Below are 3,229 nucleotides of genomic sequence, written 5' to 3'. Positions count from 1 at the left end.
GCTCCGGATGAATATGATGATCTCATATCAGGAACTTGTTCGCACCTTCCCAAACTTCTGTCCACGTTCAACTAAAATGCTCAGATATTCACGGATGCTTGGATTGGCGGAGAAACATTGTACTCTTTTGGCGTCAATACCGACAATAGTGCATTCTGCTAAGAAAGTCTGCTTCAACTCATCAGGAATGTATACAGCAATTGAAAAATACTGGGATTGATTTTTTGATGACATTATACAGGCCTAAAGAACATGAAGTAGAGCGCTGTTGCCACTTTGCCGCTACAGTCGCAACTCTTAGTTCCTAACTGATTGATTCGAAGGGGTTATAATAGCAGGCAACAAAAAACCCATCAACCTTGAACCAAAACGGCGGGGTTGATGGGCTCCACAAATTGGGGACATCAAAGAAAAGCAGTGGCACTAGTTATGACTGCCCCCTGATAAAAAAGTTCTGCGCATAACGAAAATTTTTTCGTTATGCGCAAAGTTAAGAGTTATCCGAGTCCAGGCCAGATGATGATGATCAGCGTACCTGCCAGCGTAAGCAGTACGTTAGCGATAGCGTAGGTGCCCGCATAACCCAGCGCCGGGATGTTGCTACGGGCGGTATCGCTGATGATTTCCATAGCTGGCGCACAGGTACGCGCACCCATCATGGCTCCGAAGAGCAGGGCGCGGTTCATGCGCAGCACGTAGGCGCCGAACAGGAAACAGATCACCACCGGTACCAGGCTGACGATAAGTCCGGAAACCAACATTTGCCAGCCGACGGCGCCCAGGCTGTGGCCAATGCCGCTACCGGCGCTTAAGCCGACACCCGCCATAAAGACCATCAGACCGAACTCTTTCACCATGTTCAGCGCGCCCTGCGGAATGTAGCCGAAGGTTGGGTGGTTCGCTCGCAGGAAGCCCAGCATGATCCCGGCAAACAGCAGCCCGGCGGCGTTACCGATGCCAAAGCTAAAGTTGCTGAACTGGAAAGTGATCATCCCAATCATCAGGCCAACAATAAAGAAGGCGCAGAAGGCCAGCAGGTCGGTGACCTGGCTGTGAATGGAGATAAAGCCGATACGGTCGGCGACGGTTTTCACGCGGCGTGCGTCGCCGCTGACCTGCAACACGTCACCTTTATTCAGGACGACATTATCGTCGATAGGCATCTCAATCTGGCTGCGGATCACGCGGTTCAGGAAGCATCCGTGGTCGGTCAGTTTCAGTTGCGCCAGACGACGGCCGACGGCGTTGTGGTTTTTCACCACAATCTCTTCGGTGACGATACGCATGTCGAGCAGGTCGCGGTCGAATACCTCTTTACCGTTACGGAAGCTTGGGTCCAGCCGCGCGTGGGCATCCGGGTAACCCACCAGGGCGATGTCGTCGCCCATCTGCAGTACCGCGTCGCCGTCCGGGTTCGCCAGGATGCCGTTACGGCGGATACGTTCGATATAGCAACCCGTCTGGCGGTAAATTCCCAGCTCGCGCAGATTTTTACCGTCCGCCCAGGCGACCAGCTCTGGCCCGACGCGATAAGCGCGGATCACCGGAAGATAGACTTTTCGTTTGGAGTCCGTGTCCAGACCACGCTCGCGGGCGATTTGCTGGGCGCTGGTCTGCAGATCCTGATGCTGCAGTTTCGGCAGATAGCGTGCGCCTACAATCAGGCTCACCAGACCAATCAGATAGGTCAGGGCATAGCCCAGGCTCAGGTGATCGAGTGCGGTAGAAAGCTGTGCCCCGGCCATACCGGAATGGCGCAGGGTATCGCCTGCACCCACCAGAACCGGCGTCGAGGTCATGGAGCCTGCCAGCATACCGGCCGTTAACCCGATATCCCAGCCAAACAGTTTACCCAGCCCTAACGCGATCAGCAGCGCACTGCCGACCATCACCAGCGCCAGCATCAGATAATTTTTGCCGTCGCGGAAGAAAATGGAAAAAAAGTTAGGACCCGCTTCCACACCAACACAAAAAATAAACAGCATAAAACCTAAGTTAAGCGCGTCTGTGTTAATGCTGAAATGCTGCTGACCTAATAATAAGGAGACGACTAAAACGCCAATGGAATTACCAAGTTGTACTGAACCCAGGCGCAATTTACCCAGGCAAAGGCCCAGCGCCAGTACCACAAATAATAACAGGATGTAATTCCCATTTAACAAGTCTGCGACGTTTATATTCACGGAGGCTAACTTCTTGTTTACCAGTAAGTTGTTGAATGAAAGGACATTTTGGGCTACTGTTTTCAGTGCCAGGGAATACTTCTACACTCCCTGCGGCCAAAAAAATTCCCTAAGACAATAGCAGCTGGATAGTTTAATCGCATTAGCTACCAACGGCTACTCATTATCGCATAACCGTATGCGGGTTTTGGCAAGGATTGCCGCATAACTTTATCCGATCGGGTGTCCACGCGACGAAACTTTATTTGATAGAGAAGTCAGGAGGATAATTTGAACATTAAAGGAAAATGGGCAGGGGCGATAAGCTGTTTCTTACTGTTCACCGTTGTCTGTATGTCATTAGCGTTTAATGTTAAGGGGGCATTCAGAGCCTCCGGGCATCCGGAACTGGGACTGCTCTTTTTCATTCTGCCTGGCGTGGCCGCGAGTTTTCTCTCGCGTGAAGGCGAGGTTGTTAAGCCGCTGTTAGGGGCAATGCTGGCGGCACCGCTGTGTCTGGTGCTGATGCGGTTGCTTTTCGTGTCCACGCGAAGCCTCTGGCAGGAGCTGGCCTGGTTGCTGAGTGGCGTATTCTGGTGCGCGCTCGGTGCGCTGTTTTTCCTGTTTCTTCGCACTCTGATACGGCATCAACGGTTACATAATAAAAAAGAATGAGAACGCCGTTGCCGCAGATATTGTCGTCAAATACGGTACTGTGTACGGATTGCCCGGTATTCCAGTCCATACCTACCTTTTCCAGTCGTGACTGACAGCATCCCGCGTAGTGCGCCCAATGCCCTTAAGCCGTCTTTCTTGCCGGGTGGCGCTGCGCTTACCCGGCCTACAATCGGCATTAATATCAAGGAATTGCATTATTTATCGTAGGGCAAAACGCAAGACGCTCACTGGATTAACAGGCTAATCCATGCATCATATGGTTCAATTCTATTGGGTGAAGTGAAAAAGCAATAACAGGCAAATAGATAAAACCCCACGTCAGGGCGCGGGGTTTGCTTAGGGAAGGTGCGAATAAGCAGGTCATTTCTTCCCAAGCTGACTCGCTGATT

At 51.8% G+C, this 3,229-nt stretch carries 3 protein-coding genes; 2 read left to right on the top strand and 1 reads right to left on the bottom strand.

The window, feature by feature from the left end:
• Positions 1-220, top strand: a 220-nt coding sequence (locus HX884_RS27060; RefSeq protein WP_218620147.1) for a hypothetical protein, incomplete at its 5' end; no start/stop codon positions are given.
• 277 nt (positions 221-497) lie between these two features.
• Here the strand turns inward: HX884_RS27060 and HX884_RS25805 are convergent.
• Positions 498-2,183 carry an aspartate:alanine antiporter gene (locus HX884_RS25805; protein WP_014169303.1) on the bottom strand — a complete coding sequence of 562 codons (1,686 nt, stop codon included), beginning with the start codon at positions 2,181-2,183 and terminating at the stop codon, positions 498-500.
• A gap of 270 nt (positions 2,184-2,453) precedes the next feature.
• Here HX884_RS25805 and HX884_RS25800 point away from each other — a divergent pair, with 270 nt between their 5' ends.
• Positions 2,454-2,837: an inner membrane protein YbjM gene (locus HX884_RS25800; protein WP_013097375.1), complete on the top strand. Its 384-nt coding sequence runs from the start codon at positions 2,454-2,456 to the stop codon at positions 2,835-2,837.
• Positions 2,838-3,229 lie beyond the last annotated feature (392 nt).

This window comes from Enterobacter sp. SECR19-1250 (genome assembly GCF_013391025.1).
Taxonomy (GTDB): domain Bacteria; phylum Pseudomonadota; class Gammaproteobacteria; order Enterobacterales; family Enterobacteriaceae; genus Enterobacter; species Enterobacter cloacae.
Note: the sequence above shows the minus strand (reverse complement) of the source record. Positions and strands in the feature narration are given on the sequence as shown.